The following is a 24,760-nucleotide window of genomic DNA, read 5'->3' as shown; positions in this document are numbered from 1 at the left end:
GCATCCGACCCCCTCCGTCTTCCGGGAGTCGTCTTCAGAATCCGTCTTGCCTTCCAATGCAATAGCTAGACAAAACCCATATGCGATTCCCCTGCGCTTGCGGGGGAGGGCTGGGGTGGGGGTGCCTCCGCTGGGCGAGAGCCCCCGAGAGGAGAGAGCCCTCACCCGCCGCTACGCGGCGACCTCTCCCGCAAGCGGGAGAGGTAAGAGAGCTCGCGGCTCGATCCATCAAGTCACAGCAAACTCGGCCTCACCCCACCCCATTCCGCTTCAAGATCATCTCCATCGCTTCGGCAAAACCATCCTGCTCATTGCTCGCGGTGACGTGCGTCGCCTGGTCCTTGACGTTGTCGGTGGCGTTGCCCATGGCGATCGAGATGCCGCTGACGGCGAACATCGCAAGGTCGTTCTGCATGTCGCCGATGGTGGCGACGGCGCCGGTCGCAATGCCCAGGCGCCTGGCCATCGCCTCGACGAACGTGCCCTTGTTGAAGCCGGGCGGGGTGATGTCGAGATAATAGGTCTGCGAGCGCACTGCCGTTGCCTCGTTGCCTAGCACCTCCTGCATCGCCTTCTCGCAGGCCTCGAGCCTGGCGGCGTCGGCGCTGGCGCCGACGATCTTGCAGGCGCTCGAAAGGTAAGGCGAAAAGTCCGTCACGATGGTGGGATCGGAGCGGATCGTATGCTGCTCGTGCGCGACGTATTTACCGCTGGGGTTGTCGATCAGCCACTTGTCGGTGGTGAACAGCCAGATGTCGGCGCCGAACTTGCGGAGGATCTGCAAGGACCGCTCGGCCGCGCTGGCCGGGATTAGGTGCTGCTCGACCGGCCGCATCTCCGGATCGACGATCGAGGAGCCGTTGAACGGGCCGACCGGCAGCCAGAGTGCCAGGGGCTCGATCAGGAAGCGCATGCCGATGGCGGGACGGCTGGAGGTGATGGTGAAGCCGATGCCGGCCTTGTGCAGCCGCTGCACCGCACTCCTCGCGCGTTCCGTCAGCGTCTTGTCCTTGGTCAGCAGCGTGCCGTCGACGTCGGACACTACGAGTGAGATTTGCGTCATGACAGGACCTAACGGTTTTGCCTCAGCGTTTCGCAGTACCCAGTTTCAGCTGCCGCACCACGCCGTCCACGATCGCTTCGACGGTTTCGTCGATCGAGACGGTGATGACGTGCTCGCCCGCCTCCGGCGGCTCCAGCGTGTCGAACTGGCTCGTCAGTAGCCCAGGCGGCATGAAATGCCCCTTGCGCTGCGCCAGCCGTTCGGCGATCAGCTCCTTGGTTCCCTTCAGGAACACGAAGCGGACGTCGTCGCGTCCACGCAGCAGCACGTCACGATAGGTGTGCTTCAGCGCCGAGCAGGCGATGATGATATGCCCGCCCTTGTCGCAAACCTGTGCGATTTCGTCGGCGATGGCGTTGAGCCAGGGCCAGCGGTCCTCGTCGGTGAGGGGATGGCCGGCCCGCATCTTCTCGACATTGCTGGCGGGATGAAAGCCGTCGCCGTCCTCGAAGCGCCAACCGAGCCGCTCGCCGAGTGCTTCCGCAACCGTGCTCTTGCCCGAACCCGACACGCCCATCACGATCAATGCACAAGGTGCTTCAACGCCCGCCACGAATTCCCTCCGGAAGCGCGGCCCTGTCGACCAGCCAGACGGTCTCACCATTCGAGCGCGCGCGTAAGGCTGGCAGAGTCTCGCCATTGACGAGGCGCGTCAAGATCGGCTGCTTGTCATGCCCGGCAATCTCGAACAGCATTTCGTGGCAGGACGCCAAAGCGGGCAAAGTGAGCGAGACCCGTGGCACGAAAGGCGCGACATTGGCCTTGGGCACCCCGACGACCCAGCGTTCGGTCTCCTCGATTTCGGGGAAGCCCGGGAAGAGCGAGGCGGTGTGGCCGTCGGGGCCGGCGCCCATCAGAACCAGGTCGAACAACGGCCGCGCCGGATCGAGATTTTCAGAACCGTAGAAGGCCTGCAGCTCGCGCGCATAGGCCTCAGCGCTTCGGTCCGGATTGTCAGCCGTGGTCGGGATCGGGTGGATATGGCCGGAGGGCGCATTGCGGTCGAGAAAGGCCGCGCGCGCGACCGCCATGTTGTTGAGCGGATCGCTCTCAGGCACGAAACGTTCGTCCCCGATGAACCAGTGTACGCGGTCCCACGGGATCTTGCCGCGGCAGGGGTCGCTGCCGAGCAATTGATAGAGCTGCTTCGGGCTGGAGCCGCCGGTGAGGCAGATCGCGATGCGGGAGGGGTTGGCCGTGATCCGCGCCATCACCCGTTCGGCCGCGGCTTGCGCCAGCGCCCCGGCGTCGGCCGCGACGATCAGCTCCGGCAGTCCGGCCGCCGCCATCACGAAAATTTCCGCCAGCTTCGTCCGTCGCGCCGGAGCAGCTCGTCGGCGCAGGCCGGGCCGTCGCTGCCGGCTTCATAGGTCTCGATGCCGTTGGTGCCCGCGCTTTTCCAGGCGTCCAGGAACGGCTGCACTGCCTGCCATCCGGCCTCGATGCCGTCGGCGCGCTGGAACAGGATGTTGTCGCCGATCATGCAGTCGTAGATCAGCGTCTCGTAGCCGGTCGAGGGATCGGCGCGGAAATAGTCGCCGTAGCGGAATTTCATCTCGACGCCGTCGATGGTGACGCTCGGCCCCGGGATCTTGGCGTTGAACTGCAGCTCGATGGTCTCGGTCGGCGCGATGCCGATGGTGAGAAAATTCTGCGACAGGCGATCGACGGTCGTGCCTGAGAACATCGACAGCGGCGCCTGCTTGAACTTGATCGCGACTTCGGTGCGCTTGTGGCCCAGCGCCTTGCCGGTGCGCAAATAGAACGGCACGCCGGCCCAGCGCCAATTGTCGATCATCAGTTTCAGCGCAACAAAGGTCTCGGTGCTGCTGCCGGGCTTGACGTCCTGGGTCTTGTGGTAGTCCGGGATATCGTCGTCGCCGACGCGGCCCGCGAGATATTGCGCGCGGACCGAGTTTTTCAGCGCATCCTCCCGGCTCGGCTGCTGGATCGAAGTGAGCACCTCGGCCTTCTCGGAGCGCACGGAATGGGCGTCGAAGCGCGCCGGCGGCTCCATCGCCACCAGCGACATCAGCTGGAACAGATGGTTCGGCACCATGTCGCGCAGCGCGCCGGTGGCATCGTAGAAGCCGCCGCGATGGCCGACGCCGAGCTTCTCTTCCACGGTGATCTGGATGTGATCGATGTGGTTGCGATTCCAGATCGGCTCGAACATGCCGTTGGCAAAGCGCAGCACCAGGATGTTCTGCACGGTCTCCTTGCCGAGATAATGATCGATCCGGTAGATCTGGTGCTCGTCCATGATCTTCAGCAACTCGGCGTTCAGCGCCTTGGCCGAGGCGAGGTCGGTCCCGAACGGCTTTTCGATCACCAGCCGCCGCCAGGCGCCGTTCTCCTTCATCATGCCGGTGCGGCCGAGCTCGCGCGCCGTCGGTGCGAACGCAGTGGGCGGCGTTGCCAGATAGAACAGCCGGTTGCCGCCGGTGTCCTGCGCGCATTCCAGCGAATCCAGGTGCTCGCGCAGGCGATCGAACGACGGCGGGTCCTTCGGATCGGCCTCGACGAAGGTCACGCATTCCAGCAGCTTCTTTGCGATGTCGTCGTCCACGGGACGGGTCGCGAATTGGCGCAGTCCCTTCAACAGGCTGTTGCGCAGTTCGTCATCCGACTGCCCCCTGCGGGCCACGCCGACGACGCAGAACTTTTCCGGCAACAGATGCTCGGCCGCCAGATTGTAGAGCGACGGCATCACCAGCCGATGAGTGAGGTCGCCGGTCACGCCAAAGATGACGAAGGCGCAATTTTCCGGCTTGCGCTTTACTTGCGGGTCTTTTGTCACGAATTGTCGGCCTTCGCTTAGTTACGCTTACTGAGCTCTTATTTGGGCTTCGCGGCGCCCGGCTGCTTCGGCTCCTTGTGACCGCCAAAACCTGCGCGCATCGCGGAGAGAATTTTTTCGGCGAAGGTGTGTTCCTGGCGGGAACGGAAACGTGTGTAGAGCGCCGCGGTCAAAACTTCGGCCGGCACGGCCTCGTCGATCGCCGCATTCACGGTCCAACGTCCTTCGCCGGAATCTTCGACGAAGCCGGAATATTCCGTCAGCTGCGGACTGTCGGCGAGCGCCGTCGAGGTGAGATCGAGCAGCCAGGACGGGATCACGCTGCCGCGCCGCCACACTTCGGCGATGTCGGCGAGATCGAAATCGTAGCGGTGATCTGCCGGGAGAGCCGCGATATTGGCGTTCTTGAGGATGTCGAAACCTTCGGCATAGGCCTGCATCAGGCCGTATTCGATGCCGTTGTGGATCATCTTGACGAAGTGGCCGGCGCCGACCGGGCCGGCATGGATGTAACCCTGCTCGATGCGGGGATTGCGGCCCTCGCGTCCTTCCGTGCGTGGAATGTCGCCGGCGCCGGGCGCCAGCGCGGCGAAGATCGGATCGAGCCCGTCGACCACCTGCTTCTCGCCGCCGATCATCATGCAATAGCCGCGGTCGAGGCCCCAGACACCGCCTGATGTGCCGACGTCGACATAGTGGATGCCGCGTTCCTTCAGCGCCTTGCCGCGGCGGACATCGTCCTGCCAGAAGGTGTTGCCGCCATCGATGATGACGTCGCCTGGCTGCATCACGCCCGCGATCGTGTCGATCGTGGTCTGGGTGATGTGCCCCGCAGGCAGCATCACCCAGGCCGTGCGCGGCCGCTCAAGCTTCGAGATGAAGTCTTCGAGCGTCGAGGAGCCGACCGCACCGTCCGCGGCAAGGCCCGCTACGGCCTTGGCGTCCTTGTCATAGACCACGGTCGAATGTCCCTGGCGCATCAGGCGGCGAACGATGTTGCCGCCCATTCGGCCGAGGCCGATCATGCCGAGTTGCATCTGCGATATTCCCTTAGTTCAGCGCGTCGTTGAGTGCCGCATTGAGTGTCGCGAGACCCTTCTTGAGTCCGCCCTTGAGGTGCACGCGCAGCGCGCGCCGGCCGCGTTCGGTGAGCACGTCGAAATCGCCGCGTGCCTGCGCCGCCTTGATCACGCCGAAGCTGGCCTTCTGGCCCGGCACCGCCAGGTCCTTGGCATCATCGGCGGTAATCTGGAGGAACACGCCACTGTCGGGCCCGCCCTTGTAGGCTTGCCCCGTGGAGTGCAGGAAGCGCGGTCCGAATTCGGCACAGGTTGCGACCTGCCGCTTCTCGCGGACCTCTAGCCGCATGGCCTGAAGCGCGTCGATAGTCACCTTGTCCCGCGCGATGTAGCCGAGCAGGGCGACGTAATCGCCGTCGCCGGAGCGCGACAGATGCGCCTTGAGCCACGAGGTGAGGTCGCCGTTGGCGCCGGCGGCGCGCAGCGCGGTGGCGTTGGCCTCGTCGGTGTAGAGATCGGCCTCATCGGTGCTGACCACCGGCTGTTCTTCCGGCAAGGCGCCGGTCTTCTCGAACGACGCCGTGAGCTCGCGGGTCTTGATCTTGGCGGCTTCTACGTCCGGCTGGTCGAACGGGTTGATGCCGAGGATCGAGCCCGCCACAGCGGTCGCCATCTCGAAGCGGAAGAACTCCTGGCCGAGATGGTCGATCGACTTCATCACGATGCGCACGACGGGATGCCCGGCCGCTTCGATCGCGGCAAGCTTGGAGTCGTGGGCGGCGTCCGCTTCGCCCTCGACGCGGATGTCGATGAAGAACCGATCGTTGCCGTAGACGGAAGGATCGCCAAGCGGCTCGCCCTCGATCGGGATCAGGCCCTTGCCTTCCTTGCCGGTCGATTCCGCGATGAGCTGCTCGGCCCAGGCGCCGAAATCGGCGATCTTCTTCGACGACAGGATCGTCACCTTGTCGCGGCCTTCGAGGCCGGCGAGGCCGATGGCAAGGCCAAGCTGCACGCCCGGGTTTTCGCTCGGCGGCACGTCCGGTCCGCAGGAGCGCGCCATGGCCAGCGCATGCTTGACGAAGGTCTTGACGTCGATGCCGGCGGTCGCCGCCGGCACGAGGCCGAATGGCGACAGCACGGAATAGCGCCCGCCGATCGAGGGCTCGCCATGGAAGATGCGGGCGTAGTTCAGCTTCTTGGCGGCCTTCTCCAGCGATGAGCCGGGATCGGTCACCGCGATGAAGCGGAAGCCGGTCTTGGCCTTCGGGCCGAGTGCTTGCGCAACGCGCTCATGGAAATAGTCCTTCATCGCGTTCGGCTCGGTGGTGCCGCCGGACTTGCTGGAGACGATGAACACGGTGTTGGAGATGTCGATCCGGGCCTCCATCGCCCGCACCTGCGCCGGATCGGTGGAATCCAGCACATGCAGCTTCGGGAAGCCGGGCTTTTTCCCAAAAGTCTCGGCCAGCACCTCCGGCCCGAGGCTCGATCCGCCCATGCCGAGCACGACGGCGTCGGAGAACTTCTGCCCCTTCACGCGGCCGGCATAGTCCTCGTAATCGGCGACGTCGGCCTTGGCGGCGCTGTCGAGCCAGCCGAGCCATTTGTCCTCGTCCGTGCCGGTCCAGACCGACTTGTCGCGCTGCCACAGCCTGCGGATTTTAGCGGACGCCCGCCATTCCTCCGTGCTCTTGGTTACGGCCTTGTCGAGCCCGTCGCCGAGCGAGAGAGACTGGCGGTCCAGCGCGGGCCCAAGCACCGTGGCGCGCTTGTGGGCGACGGCGCCGTAGAGCTTGTCGGCGGCGTCCGCGAACAGCTTGACGCCGTCCTTGACGAGCTCCTCGGTGATGGCGTCCAGCGAGACGCCGGAGCGCTCCAGCTCTTCCAGCACGCGGTAGGCGTCCTCGACGTTCTCTTCCAGGCTGTCGCGCGGCTTGCCGTGGTCGCGGAACGCATCCAGCGTTGCCGGCGGCACGGTGTTGATGGTGTCTGGACCGATCAGCTCCTCGACATAGAGGACGTCGCTGTAATCCTTGTTCTTGGTGCCGGTCGAGGCCCACAGCATCCGCTGCGGCTTGGCGCCCTTGGCGGCGAGCTTGTCCCAGCGGGGACCCGAGAACAGGCGCTTGTAGTCCTGGTAGGCGACCTTGGCGTTGGCGATCGCGACCTTGCCCTTGAGCGCGGCGAGCCGCTCCTTCTCGGACGGATCGTTGGCGCGGGCGATCTTGTCGTCGAGCTGCTTGTCGACCACGCTGTCGATACGGCTGACGAAGAAGCTGGCCACGCTCGCGACATGCGAGGGGTCGCCGCCGCCTGCGACGTATTTTTCGAGGCCGGCGATGTAGGCTTCGGCCACCTGGAGGTAGACCGCCTTGGAGAACAGCAGCGTGATGTTGATGCTGATGCCGTCTCCGATCAGCTGCTCGATCGCCGGCAGGCCTTCCGGCGTCGCCGGCACCTTCACCATCAGGTTCTTGCGACCAACATCCTTCCAGAGCCGGCGAGCCTCAGCGACCGTGCCTGATGTGTCCATGGCGAGATAGGGCGAGACCTCCAGGCTGACATAGCCGTCGCCGCCCTCGAGGCGGTCATAGACCGGGCGCAGCACGTCGGCTGCATTCTGGATGTCCTCGATCGCGACGGCCTCGAACAGGTCGGCCACGGTCCGGTCGCCGCGCTTCAGCGCCTTGCCGATCGGGGCGTCATACTCGTCCGAGCTGCCGATCGCCTTCTCGAAGATCGAGGGGTTGGAGGTGACGCCCTTGACGCCGTCGGTCTCGATCAGCCGCTTCAGGTCGCCCTTGGCGATGAAGCCGCGGGCCAGGAAGTCCAGCCAGACGGCTTGTCCGTGCTTTTCCAGTTCTTTGACGGGATTCATGATGCTTATTTATCTCCAAGCCTGCGGGCGAGGGGTTTCCGCGCCGGTCCTGACGCGCTATCCTCTAGCTTACATGCACCCGGGAGGGAACCAATCAAGGGTACAGGCGTCATACCTCCAGTGTAACTCCGTCGCGATCATGGCGATCCGGGCGGGAGTAGCGGTTGTTGCGTAAAAAGTCGTTGGCCGAAGGTTCGGCCGGGTCTCGTTGCGTAACGCCGGCCGCTTCGTCGTCAGCCAGTGGCTGCGTGGAGTGCCATCAGCGGATTCCGGTCCGTCTGGTGCATCGTGGTTCGGCCGCGAATGGCCATGCTGGGGAAGAGCATGCACGCCCATCCTGAAGGTCTGGCGTTTGGTGTCGCCGACAGCCAGCAATCTGCCATGACCATCGACGCATCCCGCGATCTCGAAATCAGGCGATGCGCGACGCGGTTGCGGCTGCTGGTCGCGGCGGGCTTTGCGATGACCCTGCTCAGCGCCAGCCTCGCCTTCGACTTGTGGGACGGTTTGGGCGACTACGACACGACGCTCGGCTATGCCGGCGTCGCGCTGTTCGGCCTGGTGACCTGTTGGCTGATCTGGATGCTGCCCGCAGAACGGGGGGCGGTGGTGGTCGTCACCCCCTACGGCATCCGCGATCTCCGCATCGGCAATGAATTTCTGCCGTGGGATTCGATTGCAGAGATTTCGGCTGAGGAAAGCCGCGGCCACAAGATGATCGTGCTGACGCCGACGCCGGCCTTGCAGCAGCAGCTCTGCGGCATCCGCGATTTGGCCCGTTGCGTGCGAAACGATCGTATCGTCATCCTGTCGGACGGCCTGGCGACCGATTTTGATACATTGCTGCGCGCTTGCCGCGACTGTCACGCTGCCAGCACTCCGCGCGCCGCATTGCAGCAGGAAGATGAACGCGGCAGCCAAGGTGGAAACCAAGGCGGCGCTCAAGGCTTCGCCGTACAAGCGTCATAAGATCGCCGCTCGCAGATCGCTATGCTGCAACGCCGGATGGACTCATCCCCGGTAACGCCCGGATGTTGCGACTGAGTGACATTTTCTGGAAATGAGCCAATATAGACAGAGATTCGCACAAAATACGGGCAGGTGCCTGTTCGTAACTCAACGAGTGCCTACGTTGTGCGTTGCGTGGTGTCGGCACCCGGGTGTCCAATGATCGTCATGTGCTCACGCTGATTCGAAACGGCCTGAGGAACGGTCCGGTAACTGCTTTCGTTTCAGCTTGTAGCGGAACTCACGCGGAGAGGGATCATGTACAACGATTCTCTATTCAACGCTTTCGCTCGGTCGTTCGAGGCGAGAAGCCAGCACGACATGTCGATGGCGGAATATCTGGAATCGTGTCGAAGCGATCCCATGAAATACGCGAACGCGGCCGAACGACTACTAGCGGCGATCGGCGAGCCCCAGACGATTGACACGGCCAAGGACCCACGCCTTGGCCGTATTTTTTTGAACCGCACGATCCGCACCTATCCGGCCTTCGCCGGCTTCTACGGCATGGAAGAAACCATCGAGCGCATCGTTGGTTTCTTCCGCCATGCGGCGCAGGGCCTGGAGGAGCGCAAGCAGATCCTCTATCTGCTCGGGCCGGTCGGCGGCGGCAAATCCTCGCTCGCCGAGCGGTTGAAGTCGCTGATGGAAGTGCATCCGATCTACGTGCTCAAGGCCGGCGACGAGCTCTCGCCGGTGTTCGAGAGCCCGCTCAGCCTGTTCGATCCCGATCATCTCGGACCGATGCTGGAAGAGAAATACGGCATTCCGCGCCGTCGTCTCACCGGCCTGATGAGCCCGTGGTGCTACAAGCGGCTGGAAGCCTTCGGCGGCGATATCTCCCAGTTTCGTGTCGCAAAAATCCAGCCGTCGCGGCTGCGCCAGATTGCGATCTCCAAGACCGAGCCCGGTGATGAGAACAACCAGGACATCTCCTCGCTGGTCGGCAAGGTCGATATCCGCAAGCTCGAGACCTACGCACAGAACGATCCCGACGCCTACAGCTATTCCGGCGGCCTCAACCGCGCCAACCAGGGCGTGCTCGAGTTCGTCGAGATGTTCAAGGCGCCGATCAAGATGCTGCACCCGCTGCTGACCGCGACGCAGGAGGGCAACTATATCGGCACCGAGAACATCGGCGCGATTCCGTTCACCGGCGTCATCCTCGCGCACTCCAACGAGGCCGAGTGGGCGAGCTTCAAGGCCAACAAGAACAACGAAGCCTTCATCGACCGCATCTGCGTGATCAAGGTGCCTTACTGCCTGCGCGTCACTGAAGAGCAGAAGATCTACGAGAAGCTGATCCAGGGCTCCGAGCTCGCGTCGGCGCCTTGCGCGCCTTCGACGCTGGAGACGCTGGCGCGGTTCTCGGTGATGTCGCGCCTGCGCAAGCACGAGAACTCCACCCTGTTCGGCAAGATGCGGGTCTACGACGGCGAGAGCCTGAAGGAATCCGATCCGAAGGCGCGCAGCGTCCAGGAATATCGCGACGCCGCCGGCGTCGACGAGGGCATGGACGGCGTCTCCACCCGCTTCGCCTTCAAGATCCTGGCTGCGACCTTCAACCACGATCCGCAGGAAGTCGCCGCCGACGCCGTGCATCTGATGTACGCACTGGAGCAGTCGATCCGCCGGGAGCAGCTGCCGGAGGAAGTCGAGAAACGCTATCTCGAATTCATCAAGGCGGATCTGGCGCCGCGCTACGCCGAGTTCATAGGCAACGAAATCCAGAAGGCCTATCTGGAATCCTACTCGGATTACGGCCAGAATCTGTTCGACCGCTACGTCGACTATGCCGACGCCTGGATCGAGGACCAGGACTTCAAGGATCCCGACACCGGCCAGCTGCTCGATCGCGAGCTTTTGAACCAGGAGCTGACCAAAATCGAGAAGCCGGCGGGCATCGCCAACCCCAAGGACTTCCGCAACGAGGTCGTCAAATTCTCGTTACGCTCGCGGGCCCAGAACGGTGGCAAAAATCCGACCTGGACCTCCTACGAGAAGATTCGCGACGTGATCGAAAAGAGGATATTCTCGCAAGTCGAGGACCTGCTTCCGGTCATCTCTTTCGGATCGAAGAAGGACGGCGAGACGGAGAAGAAGCACGGCGAGTTCGTCGCACGCATGGTGGAGCGTGGCTACACCGAGCGTCAGGTTCGCCGGCTCGTCGAATGGTACATGCGTGTGAAGCAGGCCGGTTGAGGCGGATGGTAAAGTGCCCATTCACATTATTGACAGGCGCCTGAATCCAGGCGGCAAGAGTCTTGAGAACCGCCAGCGGTTCTTGCGTCGGGCCAAATCCCTGGTGCAGGGCGCCGTCAAGAAGACCTCGCAGGAACGCGACATCAAGGACGTCCTGGAGGGTGGTGAGGTCACGATCCCGCTCGACGGCATGCACGAGCCGCGCTTCCGCCGCGAAGGCGGAACGCGCGACATGGTGCTGCCCGGGAACAAGAAGTTCATCGAGGGGGACTATCTGCAGCGCTCCGGCCAGGGCAGCGCCAAGAATTCCGGCCCGGGCGAAGGCGACAGCGAGGATGCCTTCCGCTTCGTGCTCTCCCGCGACGAGTTCGTCGATCTCTTCCTCGACGATCTCGAGCTGCCAGATCTGGCCAAGCGCAAGATCGCGCAGACCGAGAGCGAGGGCATTCAGCGCGCCGGCTACACCACGTCGGGCTCGCCCGCCAACATCTCGGTGAGCCGGACGGTGAAGCTGGCGCTCGCCCGCCGCATCGCGCTCAAGCGTCCCCGCAAGGAAGAGATCGAGGAACTGGAAGCCGCGATCGCCGCCTGCACCGACGAGGACGAGCTTGAGGTGCTTCTCGCCCAGCTCGAGAAGCTGAAGGCGAAGACCAAGCGGATTCCCTTCATCGATCCGCTCGACATCCGCTATCGCCGCTTCGAGACGGTGCCGAAGCCGGTGGCGCAGGCGGTGATGTTCTGCCTGATGGACGTGTCGGGCTCGATGTCCGAGCACATGAAGGATCTCGCCAAGCGCTTTTACATGCTGCTCTACGTGTTCCTGAAGCGCCGCTACAAGCATGTCGAGATCGTCTTCATCCGCCACACCGACCGCGCCGAGGAGGTCGACGAGCAGACCTTCTTCTACGGTCCGGCCTCGGGCGGTACGCTGGTCTCGAGCGCGCTGCAGGCGATGCACGAGATCGTGCGCGAGCGCTTCAATCCGTCGGACTGGAACATCTACGCCGCGCAGGCCTCCGACGGCGACAATTCCTATTCCGACGGCGAGCTCACGGGGCTGCTGCTGACCGACAAGATCCTGCCGGTCTGTCAGTTCTTTGCCTATCTCGAGGTCGGGGAATCCGGCGGCAGCGCCTTCGATCTCTCCGACTCCTCGCTTTGGACTCTCTACGACCGCCTGCGCAACAGCGGCGCACCGCTCTCGATGCGCAAGGTCAGCGAGCGCAGCGAGATCTTTCCGGTGTTCCACGATCTATTCCAGCGCCGCGAAACTGCCCAGGAGAAAGCCGCTCCATGACGGAACGATTGTTCGAAGGCGCGGATTGGGATTTCCACACCTTGCAGCGCATCACCGATGCCTGCGAGGCGGTGGCGACGAAGGATCTCGGGCTCGACGTCTATCCGAACCAGATCGAGGTCATCACTGCCGAGCAGATGCTGGATGCCTACTCCTCCGTCGGCATGCCGCTGTTCTACAAGCACTGGTCGTTCGGCAAGCAATTCGCTTACCATGAGGCGTCCTATCGCAAGGGCCTGATGGGGCTCGCCTATGAGATCGTGATCAACTCCTCGCCCTGCATCTCCTATCTGATGGAGGAGAACACGGCGACGATGCAGACCCTGGTGATCGCGCACGCCGCTTTCGGTCACAACCACTTCTTCAAGAACAATTACCTGTTCAAGCAGTGGACTGACGCCGACGGCATCCTGGATTATCTCGACTTCGCCAAGACGTATGTCATGCAATGCGAGGAGCGCTACGGCCGCGTCGAGGTCGAGCGTACGCTCGATGCTGCGCACGCGCTGATGTCGCACGGCATCGACCGCTATCCCGGCAAGAAGAAGCTGGATCTGCGGGCCGAAGAGAAGCGGGCAGGGCGCCGTCGCCAGCACGAGGAGGAGGTCTTCAACGACCTCTGGCGCACCGTCCCCAAGGGCGCGGCCAAGAGCCGGTCCGCGCTCAGCATCGAGCGCCGCCGCAAGCTGCTCGGCCTGCCGCAGGAAAACCTGCTCTATTTCCTGGAGAAAAGTGCGCCGCGACTGGCGCCGTGGCAACGCGAGCTGCTGCGCATCGTCCGCCACATCGCGCAATATTTCTATCCGCAGAGCCAGACCAAGGTGATGAACGAGGGGACGGCGACTTACGTCCACTATCGCATCATGACCAAGCTGCACGAGCAGGGCCGCATCACCGACGGCAATTTCCTCGAATTCCTGGGATCGCACACCAATGTGGTGTTCCAGCCCGAATTCGACGACCCGCGCTTCTCCGGATTCAACCCCTATGCACTCGGCTTTGCCGTGATGCAGGACATCGAGCGCATCGTCACCAAACCGGAGGACGAGGACCGCGAATGGTTCCCCGACATCGCCGGCAAGGGCGATGTGATGGGCGTGCTGCGCGACGTCTGGGCCAACTACCGCGATGAAAGCTTCATCGCCCAGTTCCTGAGCCCGAAGCTGATGCGGCACTTCCGCATGTTCCATCTGCACGACGATCCCGAGGAGCGCGCCGGCATCCGGGTCGATGCCATCCACGACGAGCGCGGCTTCCGCCGCGTCCGCCGCGAGCTGGCACGGCAGCATGATGTCGGCTTCATCGACGCCAATATCGAGGTGGTCGACGTCGATCTCTCCGGCGACCGCCGGCTGATCCTGCACCACCACGTCATCAAGGGCTCGCAGCTCAACGAGACCGATGCCAAGCGGGTGTTGCAGCACCTGGCCGATCTCTGGACCTACGACGTCGCGCTGATCGAGGTCGATGCCAACGACAAGGTCATGCGCGAATACGTCGTGAGCCCGCGCCCGATCCCGGCGGCGGTGGCGTGAGGCTGCCGTCTGCGCGGCAAGAAGGCGAGATGCGCGTTGATGTGCCCTCGCCCCTTGTGGGAGAGGGCAGGGAGGACGGCAGACACAAGCTCACTTCGGTGAGGGGTATCTTTCCACACCTTCCACTGCCGATAGAGACCCCCTCATCCGGCGCTTCGCGCCACCTCCTCCTACAAGGGGAGAAGGAAGGCACTGCACTACGGCTGTTCTATGCCGAGCGCTTTACCGGCTTCTTCGCCGCCTTCTTCTTCGACCCATTCAGCTCCACCGCCGCGCGGATCAGCGCCTTCAATGCTTTCTCGTTGATTTTATCGCCTTCGCGAATGTCGATCGCGCGCCGCACGTTGCCGTCGAGGCTGGAATTGAACAGGCCGGCCGGGTCGTCCAGCGCGGCGCCCTTGGCAAAGGTCATCTTCACCACTTCCTTGTAGGTCTCGCCGGTGCAGATGATGCCGTCGTGCTCCCAGACGGGAACGCCGCGCCATTTCCATTCCTCGACGACTTCAGGATCGGCCTGCTTGATCAGGCCGCGGACCCGCGCCAGCATTTCGCCGCGCCAGTCACCGAGCTCCTTGATCCTGCCGTCGATCAGCTTGGAGGGCGACGGCCCAGTCGCGTCCTTGGTGCTGCTCTTCTTCGCCGCTACTGCCTTCTTCATCGTCTCGCCTCGCATTACGCGTTGCCGCGGCGGCCGAGATAGGGCAGCGCGAACAGATAGAGCCCGGTCGCCAGCAGCGGGATCAGCGGGACGAGCGCCAGGAAGCCGATCCAGATCGCCTGGAGCTGCATGGTCATGGCGACGATGTTGGCGATGACGGCGAGCGTGAAAGCCATCGACAACCAGCGATGGATCTGACGAATCCACATGTCTGCGCTCACTGGGGTCTCCCTCTAGAAATGATTGGAATGGATACGGCCGGCCGGGGCTATTCCTCCCGCGCCAGCACCTCGTCCAGCTTGGCAAGGAACTGCTTCCAGCCGGCATGCGCGCCGCCGTAAGCCTGCTTTTGCGTCGGGCTGAAGCCCGCCTGCTCGACGCGTAAGTGAGTGCCCGCGCCGGTCGGCGTCAGCGTGAAGGTCACGACGCTCCTGAGGTCGAACGCGGCGTCCTCATGCGAGAAATTCCAGGTGTAGGCGAGCGTCTTCTGCGGCTCGATGGTGAGCACCTCGCAGTCCAGCACGCCACCCCATTCACCGCGAAGATTGAAGCGATGACCGACTGACGGCTTGAAGTCGTTCTTCATCAGCCATTCCTCGATCAGATGCGGCTGCGTCAGCGCGCGCCAGAGCCGCTCGGCCGGGAAGGCGAATTCGCGCTCGACGACGACGGAGCGTGTTTCGCTTGAGGCTTCGGTCATTGGTCCATCCTCTTCAGGAGATCGTCGAGTGCGTCGAGCCGCCTCTGCCAGAAGCCGGTCATCTGGCTGGTCCAGTCGCGCAGCGGATCGAGTGCGCCGGGCTGCGCGCTGTAGTGGGTCTGCCGCCCCTCATGGCGGTCCCGCACGAGGCCGGCCAGCTTCAACGCGCCGAGATGTTTCGAGACGGCCGGCTGGGAAACGCCGGATCTCACGGTCAGGGCCCCGACCGTCTGCTCCCCCTCGCGGCACAGCCGCTCGAAGATCGCCCGCCTTGTGGGGTCGGCGAGCGTTCGGAACAGGAGGTCGGGGGCGAGAGACATGGGAATCCATAACCAGAAAGTTATGGGTTAACTCATAACCGCGAGGTTATGGGTGAGTCAAGCGGGATGAGGATGAGTTTGGAGGGCGCTACGAGCTCCGCCTTACCTCCGGGCGATGCAAAGCATCGACCCGCGCGCCGGGTGAGGGCTTTTTCCTCTAGGGGATTGTCCCTCTGCGGAGCCACCCTCTCCCCAACCCTCACAGGCGGGGGAGGGAGTGCACTTGTCGTGTGGGTAAGAAGCAGCCCCTACGGCCGCAGATAAAGATACCCCTGCGACTGCAGCTCAGCCAAACGAACCACGCCGCCCTTTTCCGCGCTGACGAAGCCCGGCAGCAGCTCGGTCAACGTCACGTTCTGCGCCTTCATCGTGTTGCCGCAGGCGGCGAGCTCGACGCCGTCCTTGGAGAATTCGCCGACGCGCTTGCTGATGTCGGGGTTCGCCTGCGCCGAGTGGAATGCCTTCAGCGCCGGCCCGTGGATCACCAGCGCGATCGTGACGTGATCAGGACCGCCGACACCGTCGATGTGGTTCTGGATGTTGCCGAGCACGAAGTTGACCTTCTCGGCATCGCTGAGATGGTAGACCACTTTCAGCTTGTTGCCCGCGCCCGCTCCCGTCGCGGCTTTCGCGCCGGAGGCACCGAATGCCGCGCCGAGGGCCGAGATTGCGCTCCACAAGATGTTCCGCCGGTTCATGGCGATCTCCCTCGACTGACTTTGCCGGAGACATATCATCATTTGTGGCGGAGCGCGGCGAGTTCCTTGCGGTCGGTCACCAGCGAAGCGCACTCGCTGTTGTCGGTGCGATCAAGCCGAAAGATCCAGTCGTCGGCACCGCCGACCAGCGACCGCTCGGCCTCGTCATCCGGCTTGTTGTTCTGCCAGACCCGGACCCGTTCGAGCCGCACGATCGTCGACTTGTCGTCTTTGGACAGCGCAACGCCGATGCCACCGCCTTCGCAATCGACACCGCAACCGAGGCGAACCTCGTTGCCGTCCTTGGTGAATACGGCGTGGTTGCAAGAACCGCTGGAGTCGAAATCGCCGGAGCGATGGCGGTACCTGAAACCGAGGCGGAAGGAATTGTGCAGCTCCTTGTCTTCCTTGTCCAACTCGGCCGAGATCAGCAGCTTCATCGAAGCGACCTTCTGCTTCGGATGCCGCGCCAGGTGCTCCGCATCGTAGCGGCGGACGAAGCAGGCATAGGCATTGTTGCCGGGGGCGCCCGCATACATGCGCGTGTTGAAGGTCTCGGCCTCGGCCTTGCTGGCTTCGCGGACGTCATCAGCCTCTTCCGCGTGGGCCGTACTGATGAGTGCGGCAACGGCGAGGGCAGTCAGGAGAGAAAGCTTCATGATGGCCTCGAGCGCAGGAGCTGAGCTGTAGGCTTTAGACGCGGCCCAAGTGCGACGCGTTCAACGCTCGCAAGTCGCACATGATCATCACAGCGCGGAGCGGGATGGGACAGTTCCAGGCACGGCGTTAGTCACCGGGAGGGCGAGGAAGGTTCAACCGATGCGAAGCCTTCGTCTTCCGGAACTCGATCCCTGCCAGTCCTTCGACATTGCTCCATTTCATCAATGTGATAGCCTTCACAGACGATCGCCTTTAGCGGTCGTAAGCTGGGGCTGCCTTTGTAGGTTTGTGGAGTCCCCCGCAATGGGCGAAATTCGCAACTTCAGATCCGGAAATCAGGACGGGCCGCCTCCACACGGCCCCATGCCTCGTCGCCTCGCGGCGATCATTGTCGGCGACATCGCTTCCTACAGTCGCATCATGCAGGCCGACGAGGAGGGCACGCATGTCCGCGTCAAGCGGATCGAGCGGGATATCATCCAGCCCAGCATCGTCGAGCACCATGGCACGCTGGTGAAGACGACGGGCGACGGCTTCATCGCCATCTTCGACAGTCCTGTCGAGGCCGTTCGATGCAGCATCGTCATCCAGCAAAATCTCATCGGCCGCAACGCCCCGCTTCCCAAGCATTCACGGCTCGAATACCGGATCGGCGTCAATCTCGGCGACGTCATCGTGGAGCCGGACGATGTCTACGGCGATGGAGTCAACATCGCCACACGTATCGAGGGTATCGCCGAGCCCGGTCACGTCTATATCTCAGGCGCGATCTACGAGCAGATCAAGCACAAGGTGGTGTGCGGCTATGAGTCGCTCGGGGACCGCAAGGTCAAGAACATCACGGATCCGGTGCGCGTCTATCGCGTGCTGCCGGACGCAGACGCAGTCGGCAGGACGCGCGGCCGGCGCGAGAGCATGCTGCTCTTTCTTCTGATCATGGCATTGCTGGTGATTGCCGGCTACGTGCTTTGGTACGTGCTGGTGCAGCACCGCAGCCAGGTGGGGCAACAGGCTGCCGCTCCTCCGTTCGCAGCGCCGTCAGCTTCGCCGATGCCGCAATCCGTTCCGTCGTTACCGAGCCCGCCGGTACCGGCGCCTCAAGCTGCACCCGCGGCTTCTCCGTTGCCCACAACGACGCCGTCGCCCGCAGCATCGCCTTCACCATCTCCGGCATCCGCTCCATCGGTGACGGCGGTCCGAGAACCCGAGATGATCCCCATTCGCGGCGGCAGCTTTGCGATGGGAAGCAATGACGATCCGACCGAACGTCCTGTCCACCAGGTCACGGTCAAGCCGTTCTCGATCGGCAAATATCCGGTGACGGTGCAGGAATGGAACGAATGCGCGGCCGCAAAGGCGTGCGGCTTCACCGCCACCGGCAAAGACGATGCGCCGATCGGCAATGTGAGCTGGACCGACGCGCAGCAATATGCCGCCTGGCTCGCGCAGGCGACGAAGAAGCCTTACCGGCTTCCGAGCGAGGCCGAATGGGAATATGCCGCACGCGGCGGCACGCAGAGCAAATATTGGTGGGGCGACAAGCTCCAGCCAGGCATGGCCGGCTGCAAGGATTGCGGTGACCTCGCGGCCGAGCAGCCGGCGAAGGTCGGCAGCTTCAAGCCGAATCCGTTCGGCCTCCACGACATGGGTGGCGGTATCGATCAGTGGGTCGAGGACTGCTGGCACAGGACCTATCAGGGCGCACCCACTGACGGCTCGGCATGGGGTGGCGGGGATTGCAGCTCGCACGTTCTGCGCTCGGGCTCGTGGAAGAACGATGCGAGATATGTGAGGCCATCCAACCGCGATGGTTACGACACCAATGTCCGTTACCCCACGCATGGATTCCGCGTCGCGCTCAGTCCGTAAGTGCTGGAGTGGATTTGATGAAGATCATTCATTGTGTCGCACTGGCGACGGCGATCGCAGTGCACCCGGGCGCAGCCTGCTCGCAGGGAAAGACCGCGCCAAAGGACGCAAAACTCTATTTCATCACGCCGCACGATGGGCAGAAGGTTCGCGGTGGATTCTGGGTCCGGTTCGGCCTGCGCAACATGGGCGTGACGCATGCCGGCGACGATTACCAGAATGCCGGTCATCATCATCTGCTGGTCGACGTCAACGATCCCATCGATCCCAAGGAGCCGATCCCGCAGGACAAGTCGCACCTGCATTTCGGCGCAGGGCAGACCGAGACCATGCTGGACCTTGCGCCGGGGACTCACACCCTGCAACTGGTGCTCGGCGACGCCAAGCACTATCCGTTCGAACCGCCGGTCGTGTCGGAGAAGATCACGATACGCGTCAGGTCGCCGGCTTCGGCGCGGAGCAAATGATCAGCGCAGGCTGGCGTTGATCTTGTCCAGCACCGCCGAGCCCGGGCACAGGGTGTCCGCTTCCAGCGTGTTGAGCGGCGTCTCGACCGTGTTGAGATGCTCGTGCAGATCTTCCGCGTCGGGGTCGACGTAAAGGAGACCGGTGACGATCTGCCCCTTGGCGGCGTGCCGCGCAAGGAAGGTCTGGGCGCCCAGCCGGTCATGCGGATCGTAGTCGGCGTCGATCTTGCGCAGCGCGATCTTGCTGCCGTCATGCTGCTCGACCATCTGCACGGTACCCGGCGCATAGTCCACCGCGATGGGATCGCGGCCGACCAGAACGTCGAGGCGGTTCACGGCGTCGTTGTGCTCGCGGACATAGTCGAAGCTCTTGGTCGAGCCGGCGTGGTTGTTGAAAGCGATGCAGGGGCTGATGACGTCGATGAAGGACGCGCCCTTGTGGCGGATCGCAGCCGCGATCAGCGGCACCAGCTGGGTCTTGTCGCCGGAGAAGCTGCGCGCCACGAAGGTGGCGCCCAGCTGCAATGCGATCGCAACGAGGTCGATGGCGTTGTCGGTGTTGGTGACGCCCTTCTTGGACTTCGAGCCGCGGTCGGCGGTGGCCGAGAACTGGCCCTTGGTCAGGCCGTAGACGCCGTTGTTCTCGACGATATAGGTCATGTTGACGCCGCGCCGGATCGAGTGCGCGAACTGGCCGAAGCCGATCGAGGCGGAATCGCCGTCGCCGGACACGCCGAGATAGATCAGATCGCGGTTGGCGAGGTTGGCGCCGGTCAAGACCGATGGCATGCGGCCGTGCACGGAGTTGAAGCCGTGCGAATTGCCGAGGAAATAATCCGGCGTCTTCGAGGAGCAGCCGATACCGGAGATCTTCGCCACCCGGTGCGGCTCGATCGAGAGCTCGTAGCAGGCCTCGATGATCGAAGCCGTGATCGAATCGTGACCGCAGCCGGCACACAGCGTCGAGATCTTGCCCTCGTAGTCGCGATGGGTGTAGCCGAGCTCGTTCTTCTTCAGCCCCGGATGTTGGAATTTTGGCTTTGCTATGTAGGTCATGACACGGCCTTGCGGAGCGGGGTCACCTTGAGGTGATCCTGGTGGTCGCCAATGGCTTTTGCGATGAAGCGGGCGGTGATCGGCGAGCCGTCGTAATGCACGATCGGCACGAGGCGCACCGGGTCGATGCCGTTCTCGTTGACGATGAGCTGGCGCAGCTGGCTGTCGCGGTTCTGCTCGACGACGTAGACGAAATCGTGCTCGGCGAGAAAGCTCGCCACGCTCGAATGGAACGGGAAGGCGCGGATGCGCAGGCGGTCGAGCTGATGCCCGCGCGCTTCCAAAAGGCCGATCGCCTCGTCCATCGCCGGTGAGGTCGAGCCGAAATAGATCACGCCGTATTTGGTCGGCCGTTCCGCATTGGCCTGCAGCGGTCGCGGCACCAGGTCCTGCGCGGTCTCGAACTTGCGCATCAGGCGCTGCATGTTGTCCGCGTAAACCGAGCCCTCCTCGGAGTAGCGCGCATAGCGATCACGCGAGGTGCCGCGGGTAAAATAGGAGCCCTTGGTCGGGTGCGTGCCGGGATAGGTGCGGTAGGGGATGCCGTCGCCGTCGACATCGAGATAGCGGCCGAAGTCGCGGCCTTCCTCCAGCATCTCCGCGGTCATCACCTTGCCGCGGTCGTATTGCTTGGCATCGTCCCATTTCAGCGGACGGCAGAGCCGGTGATTCATGCCGATGTCGAGGTCGAGCATCAGGAAGATCGTGGTCTGGATCCGCTCGGCGAGATCGAACGCGGCGGCCGCGAATTCGAAGGCCTCGGCGGGATCCTCGGGGAACAGCAACACATGCTTGGTGTCGCCGTGCGAAGCATAGGCGCAGGCGATGATGTCGCATTGCTGGGTGCGGGTCGGCATGCCCGTGGAGGGGCCGGCGCGCTGGATGTTCATGATCACGGCCGGAATCTCGGCGAAGTATGAGAGGCCGATGAATTCGGTCATCAGGGAGATGCCGGGGCCCGATGTCGCGGTGAAGGCGCGGGCGCCGTTCCAGGAGGCGCCGATGACGATGCCGATTGAAGCGAGCTCGTCCTCGCCCTGCACGATGGCGTATTTCGCCTTTCCGGTTTCAGGGTCGTGCCGGTACTTCTTGCAATGGGCGGTGAAGGCCTCCGCCACCGACGAGGACGGCGTGATCGGATACCAGGCGCATACCGTGGCGCCGCCATAGACGGCGCCGAGCGCGGCGGCGCTGTTGCCTTCGATGAAGATGCGGTCGCCGACCTTGTCCGACTTTTTCACCCTGAGGCCGAGCGGGCATTTCAAGTTCTGCAGCGCCCAGTCGCGCCCAAGATGCAGCGCGTGGACGTTGGAGGAGAGCAGCTTTTCCTTGCCCTTGTACTGCTCGCCGATCAGCTGCTCGATCAGCTTCGGGTCCATGTCGAGCAGCGCCGAGAGTGCGCCGAGATAGATGATGTTCTTGAACAACTGGCGCTGGCGCGGATCGGTATAGGTCGAGTTGGTGATGGCGGTGAGCGGCACGCCGATCACCGTGATATCGTCGCGGAATTTGGTCGACGGCATCGGCTTGGTGGAATCGTAGAACAGATAGCCGCCCGGCTCGATGCCGGCGACGTCCTTGTCCCAGGTCTGCGGATTCATCGCCACCATCATGTCGACGCCGCCGCGGGCGCCGAGATGGCCGTCCTCGGTCACCCGCACCTCGTACCAGGTCGGCAGGCCCTGGATGTTGGAGGGGAAGATGTTGCGTGGGGAGACCGGAACACCGTGGCGCAGGATCGCGCGCGCGAACATCTCGTTGGCGCTGGCCGAGCCCGAGCCGTTGACGTTGGCGAAGCGGACGACGAAGTCGTTTACGCTGCTGATCGGCTTTTTGTCGGGCATGTCGAACCTGCGTGAGTCATGTCGATGAAATACTTCTGCATGTCCCAGGCGCCGGTGGGACACCGCTCGGCGCACAGCCCGCAATGCAGGCAGACGTCCTCGTCCTTCACCATCACGCGGCCGGTCTTGAGATCCGAGGAGACGTAGAGGTCCTGGTCCGGATGCGGCGAGGGCGCCTTCAGGCGCTGGCGCAGATCGCTTTCTTCTCCGTTGCCCGTGAAGGTGATGCAATCCATCGGGCAGATGTCCGCGCAGGCATCGCACTCGATGCAGAGCGAGGTCGAGAATACGGTCTGCACGTCGCAGTTCAGGCAGCGCTCGGCTTCGCCCAGCGCCAGCTTGACGTCGTAGCCGAGCTCGACCTCGGCGCGAATGTCCTTCAGCGCGATCACCTTGTCGCGATGCGGCACCTTGTAGCGCTTGTCGATCGAGATGTCGTTGTCATAGCTCCATTCGTGGATGCCCATTTTCTGCGATGAGACATGCACCTCAGGCAGCGGCCGCTCGGTGATGTCCTCGCCCGAGAGCATCTTGTGGATCGACAATGCGGCGTCATGGCCGTGCGCGACCGCCCAGATGATGTTTTTGGGGCCGAACGCGGCATCGCCGCCGAAGAACACTTTTGGATTGGTCGAGACGAAGGTCTTGGGATCGACCTTCGGCATGTGCCATTTGTCGAACTCGATGCCGCAATCCTGCTCGATCCAGGGGAAGGCGTTTTCCTGGCCGACCGCGACCAGCACGTCGTCGCAGGGAATGGTCTGATCGGGATCGCCCGACGGCACGAGGTTGCGGCGGCCTTTGGCGTCATATTCGGCTTTGACGTGCTGGAAGGTGACGCCGATGAGCTTGCCGGCGACGTGCTTGAATGCCACCGGCACCATGTAGTTGAGGATCGGAATATCCTCGTGGAGCGCGTCCTCCTTCTCCCACGGCGAGGCCTTCATCTCCTCGAAGCCGGAACGCACGATCACCGTGACTTTCTCGCCGCCGAGCCGGCGCGCGGTGCGGCAGCAGTCCATTGCGGTGTTGCCGCCGCCGAGCACGATCACGCGCTTGCCGATCTTGTCGATATGGCCGAACGAGACCGAGGCCAGCCATTCGATGCCGATATGGATATTGCCAGCCGCTTCCTTGCGGCCGGGAATGTCGAGCTCTCGGCCGCGCGGCGCGCCGGAGCCGACGAAGATCGCGTCATATTTCTCCGCGAGCAGCGACTTCATGCTCTCGATGCGGTGGCCACCTTTGAACTCGACGCCGAGACCCAGGATGTAGCCGGTCTCCTCGTCGATCACCGAATTGGGCAGGCGGAATTTCGGGATCTGCGTGCGCATCATGCCGCCGGCTTCCGGATCGGCATCGAATACGGTGCAGTGATAGCCGAGCGGCGCGAGATCGCGCGCCACCGTCAGCGAGGCCGGACCGCCGCCGACGAAGGCAACGCGCTTGCCGTTCTTCGGTGCAGGGCGCGGCAGGCGTTGCTTGATGTCGTCCTTGAAATCGGCGGCGACGCGCTTGAGCCGGCAGATTGCGACCGGCGTCTCCTCGACGCGTCCGCGGCGGCACGCCGGCTCGCAGGGACGATCGCAGGTGCGTCCCAGAATTCCGGGAAACACGTTCGACTTCCAATTGATCATGTAGGCGTCGCTATAGCGGCCTTGTGCGATCAGTCGGATATATTCGGGAACCGGGGTGTGCGCAGGACAGGCCCATTGGCAATCGACCACTTTGTGAAAGTAGTCGGGGGCCGCGATATCGGTCGGTTTCATTCCTACCCTGTCCGCGCAGGCTCAAAGACCCGGCGGCCTCTTCTGAGCTTGGCGAACGCTTAACGCGCTGCGATCTGGTTTCTGAATGACGTCATTGGGTTAGCTTATTAGAACCTTTCCGAAGTACAACGGCAAAGTTCGGTGCGTCCCCGCTTTCATGGGAGCTACGCGCGCACAGCATTAACGGCCGCGCGCGGTGCGCGTGCGGTGCAATATGTTGCGATGCAGATGGTTGTTCAGCCGCGCGCGATATCGCTCTTCGCGAGGTCCCACATCAGGCTGTAAGTGCCGACCGAGACGGGCAGCGGGAAGGGCGATGCAGCAGGGCCGGTGAAGCGCTCGGCGATCACGGCCGAGACCGCGCCGACATGCGTGCCGTCGATCAGCACGAACCAGTCGCGTGCGCCTTCGTTGCGTACCGCCGGAATGTCCGCGGTCGCGCCAGACAATTCCGGCTCGCTTTCGAGCAGATGCATCGAGATGATGCCGTCGCGCCGCTCCGGCGCCAGCTTTTCTTGCAGCGCATCACGCCATGCGCCAGCATTGTCAGCTGTGGGCCGCAGCCGCACGAGGCCGAGCGCAGCGCCGCGGCCGGTGCCGTTGCTGATGGTAATGCGCGCGACGACACGGAGCATGTCCTTGAAATGCGCCATGCTTTGCCGCGACCATTCGGTCTGGTTGGCCAGTCGCGCCCGATAGGCGGGACTGTCGAGCACGTCGAGCGTCGCGGTCGAGTACAGCGAGAGATATTTGGGATTGGCGGCATGCGCGACATAGCGCCGCGCTTCCAGGAAACCGTCGATCGCGACGCGCTCTTCCAGATGCTCTCGATCGTACCAGCGATTGAAATCGGCCTCATTGGCTGCGTCGATATTCATCGACGTCAGCAGCATGCCCTTTCCGGCGAGCGGCAT

Annotated in this window: 22 protein-coding genes; 6 read left to right on the top strand and 16 right to left on the bottom strand. The window is 63.4% G+C overall.

Annotated elements, in window-relative coordinates; translation table 11 throughout:
* Positions 1-250: 250 nt before the first annotated feature.
* Genes GGD67_RS24400 through GGD67_RS24375 form a run of 6 tightly spaced genes read right to left on the bottom strand, consistent with a single transcriptional unit; the run spans position 251 to position 7,763 of the window.
* Complete coding sequence (locus tag GGD67_RS24400; protein ID WP_179736372.1) at positions 251-1,063, bottom strand: HAD family hydrolase; 813 nt, start codon at positions 1,061-1,063, stop codon at positions 251-253.
* A gap of 22 nt (positions 1,064-1,085) precedes the next feature.
* A complete protein-coding gene (locus GGD67_RS24395; protein WP_092253665.1) occupies positions 1,086-1,616 on the bottom strand; it encodes a gluconokinase in 531 nt (176 codons plus the stop codon).
* Positions 1,603-2,352, bottom strand: coding sequence for a 6-phosphogluconolactonase (gene pgl / locus GGD67_RS24390; RefSeq protein ID WP_179736370.1), 750 nt, complete (start codon positions 2,350-2,352; stop codon positions 1,603-1,605). Before pgl ends, GGD67_RS24395 begins: the two co-directional genes overlap by 14 nt.
* Positions 2,352-3,863 (bottom strand): glucose-6-phosphate dehydrogenase, encoded by a 1,512-nt coding sequence (zwf, locus tag GGD67_RS24385; RefSeq protein WP_018318526.1) that lies wholly within the window; start codon positions 3,861-3,863, stop codon positions 2,352-2,354. Before zwf ends, pgl begins: the two co-directional genes overlap by 1 nt.
* A gap of 38 nt (positions 3,864-3,901) precedes the next feature.
* Positions 3,902-4,900, bottom strand: a complete 999-nt coding sequence (gene gnd, locus GGD67_RS24380; protein WP_179736368.1) for a phosphogluconate dehydrogenase (NAD(+)-dependent, decarboxylating) — start codon at positions 4,898-4,900, stop codon at positions 3,902-3,904.
* Between the two features lie 13 nt (positions 4,901-4,913).
* The gene (locus tag GGD67_RS24375; protein WP_179736366.1) at positions 4,914-7,763 is read right to left on the bottom strand and encodes a bifunctional transaldolase/phosoglucose isomerase; all 2,850 of its coding nucleotides are present in this window, start codon (positions 7,761-7,763) and stop codon (positions 4,914-4,916) included.
* Positions 7,764-8,066: 303 nt separating this feature from the next.
* On the opposite strand from GGD67_RS24375, the gene GGD67_RS24370 reads away from it, so the two are divergent.
* The 4 genes from GGD67_RS24370 (at position 8,067) to GGD67_RS24355 (ending at position 13,805) form a co-directional block, all read left to right on the top strand.
* Positions 8,067-8,732 (top strand): STM3941 family protein, encoded by a 666-nt coding sequence (locus GGD67_RS24370; RefSeq protein ID WP_179736364.1) that lies wholly within the window; start codon positions 8,067-8,069, stop codon positions 8,730-8,732.
* Between the two features lie 297 nt (positions 8,733-9,029).
* Positions 9,030-10,973, top strand: coding sequence for a PrkA family serine protein kinase (locus tag GGD67_RS24365; RefSeq protein ID WP_179736362.1), 1,944 nt, complete (start codon positions 9,030-9,032; stop codon positions 10,971-10,973).
* A gap of 19 nt (positions 10,974-10,992) precedes the next feature.
* Complete coding sequence (locus GGD67_RS24360) at positions 10,993-12,270, top strand: YeaH/YhbH family protein (protein ID WP_177237006.1); 1,278 nt, start codon at positions 10,993-10,995, stop codon at positions 12,268-12,270.
* Entirely contained in the window at positions 12,267-13,805 is a 1,539-nt protein-coding gene (locus GGD67_RS24355; RefSeq protein ID WP_092253648.1) for a SpoVR family protein, read from the top strand. Before GGD67_RS24360 ends, GGD67_RS24355 begins: the two co-directional genes overlap by 4 nt.
* A 208-nt stretch (positions 13,806-14,013) precedes the next feature.
* Here GGD67_RS24355 and GGD67_RS24350 read toward each other — a convergent pair whose 3' ends face one another.
* The 6 genes from GGD67_RS24350 to GGD67_RS24325 all read right to left on the bottom strand — a co-directional run bounded on the left by GGD67_RS24350 (position 14,014) and on the right by GGD67_RS24325 (position 16,840).
* Complete coding sequence (locus tag GGD67_RS24350) at positions 14,014-14,463, bottom strand: DUF1801 domain-containing protein (RefSeq protein ID WP_179736360.1); 450 nt, start codon at positions 14,461-14,463, stop codon at positions 14,014-14,016.
* A gap of 14 nt (positions 14,464-14,477) precedes the next feature.
* Positions 14,478-14,672, bottom strand: coding sequence for a hypothetical protein (locus tag GGD67_RS24345; RefSeq protein ID WP_210286620.1), 195 nt, complete (start codon positions 14,670-14,672; stop codon positions 14,478-14,480).
* Positions 14,673-14,731: 59 nt separating this feature from the next.
* Positions 14,732-15,163, bottom strand: a complete 432-nt coding sequence (locus tag GGD67_RS24340) for an SRPBCC domain-containing protein (protein ID WP_018318535.1) — start codon at positions 15,161-15,163, stop codon at positions 14,732-14,734.
* Positions 15,160-15,483, bottom strand: a complete 324-nt coding sequence (locus tag GGD67_RS24335) for an ArsR/SmtB family transcription factor (RefSeq protein WP_018318536.1) — start codon at positions 15,481-15,483, stop codon at positions 15,160-15,162. The genes GGD67_RS24340 and GGD67_RS24335 overlap by 4 nt, the downstream gene beginning before the upstream one ends.
* A 248-nt stretch (positions 15,484-15,731) precedes the next feature.
* Positions 15,732-16,181 carry a DsrE family protein gene (locus GGD67_RS24330; RefSeq protein WP_018318537.1) on the bottom strand — a complete coding sequence of 150 codons (450 nt, stop codon included), beginning with the start codon at positions 16,179-16,181 and terminating at the stop codon, positions 15,732-15,734.
* A gap of 38 nt (positions 16,182-16,219) precedes the next feature.
* Entirely contained in the window at positions 16,220-16,840 is a 621-nt protein-coding gene (locus GGD67_RS24325) for a hypothetical protein (RefSeq protein WP_179736356.1), read from the bottom strand.
* A 304-nt stretch (positions 16,841-17,144) separates the two neighbouring features.
* Between GGD67_RS24325 and GGD67_RS24320 the strand changes: the two genes are divergently transcribed.
* Positions 17,145-18,710, top strand: a complete 1,566-nt coding sequence (locus GGD67_RS24320; protein ID WP_179736354.1) for an SUMF1/EgtB/PvdO family nonheme iron enzyme — start codon at positions 17,145-17,147, stop codon at positions 18,708-18,710.
* Positions 18,711-18,727: 17 nt separating this feature from the next.
* Positions 18,728-19,177: a DUF4399 domain-containing protein gene (locus GGD67_RS24315; protein ID WP_020508690.1), complete on the top strand. Its 450-nt coding sequence runs from the start codon at positions 18,728-18,730 to the stop codon at positions 19,175-19,177.
* On the opposite strand, the gene GGD67_RS24310 is transcribed toward GGD67_RS24315, so the two are convergent.
* The 4 genes from GGD67_RS24310 to GGD67_RS24295 form a co-directional block, all read right to left on the bottom strand.
* Positions 19,178-20,233, bottom strand: coding sequence for a 2-oxoacid:ferredoxin oxidoreductase subunit beta (locus tag GGD67_RS24310; protein WP_179736352.1), 1,056 nt, complete (start codon positions 20,231-20,233; stop codon positions 19,178-19,180). It lies immediately after the preceding gene.
* On the bottom strand, positions 20,230-22,077 hold the full coding sequence (locus GGD67_RS24305) for a 2-oxoacid:acceptor oxidoreductase subunit alpha (protein WP_018318542.1): 1,848 nt from the start codon (positions 22,075-22,077) through the stop codon (positions 20,230-20,232). The genes GGD67_RS24310 and GGD67_RS24305 overlap by 4 nt, the downstream gene beginning before the upstream one ends.
* Positions 22,047-23,846, bottom strand: a complete 1,800-nt coding sequence (locus GGD67_RS24300) for an FAD-dependent oxidoreductase (RefSeq protein WP_018318543.1) — start codon at positions 23,844-23,846, stop codon at positions 22,047-22,049. The genes GGD67_RS24305 and GGD67_RS24300 overlap by 31 nt, the downstream gene beginning before the upstream one ends.
* A gap of 236 nt (positions 23,847-24,082) precedes the next feature.
* The gene (locus tag GGD67_RS24295) at positions 24,083-24,760 is read right to left on the bottom strand and encodes a DUF4286 family protein (protein WP_179736350.1); all 678 of its coding nucleotides are present in this window, start codon (positions 24,758-24,760) and stop codon (positions 24,083-24,085) included.

Source organism: Bradyrhizobium sp. IAR9, from assembly GCF_013408065.1.
Classification (GTDB): Bacteria; Pseudomonadota; Alphaproteobacteria; order Rhizobiales; family Xanthobacteraceae; genus Bradyrhizobium.
This window is presented reverse-complemented; position numbering and strand designations above follow the sequence as displayed.